The sequence below is a fragment of the Georgenia alba genome (assembly GCF_042665525.1).
Lineage (GTDB): Bacteria > Actinomycetota > Actinomycetes > Actinomycetales > Actinomycetaceae > Allobogoriella > Allobogoriella alba.
On sequence record NZ_JBHTCQ010000013.1, the window covers coordinates 1 to 580 of the forward strand.

Sequence of the window (580 nt, forward strand, 5' to 3'; positions counted from 1 at the left end):
GTTGAACGGCTTCCACCGCTGGTCCCGGGTGACGCGGAGCAGGCCGTATCCCACGTCGTCGTCCATGCCGAGAATGTTGGTGTACTTGTGGTGCAGGTAGTTGTGCGTCTGCTTCCAGTGCGCGGAGGGCCCGACGACGTCCCATTCCCAGGTGCTCGAGTGCACCTCGGGATCGTTCATCCAGTCCCACTGGCCGTGCACCACGTTGTGGCCCAGCTCCATGTTCTCGATGCACTTGGCCAGGGCCAGCATGGTGGTGCCGGCGAACCAGGCAGGCCGGTACTTGCTGCCGAACAGGGTCAGCCGGCCACCGACCTCCAGAACGCGCTGGAGCCGGATGACATTGCGGATGTACCGCGCATCGCGCTCGCCGCGCGAATCCTCGACGTCGCGTCGGATCTCGTCGAGTTCGCGCCCGATCACGTCGCTGTCGCGGTCGACAAGCCAGCGCAGGACCAGCCCGTCGAGGGCGGAGAGTCCCAGGCGTGCGACGGAGGGGACGGGTTCGGTCCATGCGGTGTCGGTCCGGTGGGCGCACTCATCGAGGAACGCGGTGGCCTCGGCGGCGATGATCCGGTAT

1 protein-coding gene is annotated in these 580 nt (G+C 66.7%); it reads right to left on the reverse strand.

The annotated features are described in order from the left end of the window. The coding region (locus tag ACFQQL_RS19125) for a fatty acid desaturase family protein (protein WP_465254085.1) at positions 1–459 on the reverse strand (459 nt) is incomplete at its 3' end. Positions 460–580: the final 121 nt, after the last annotated feature.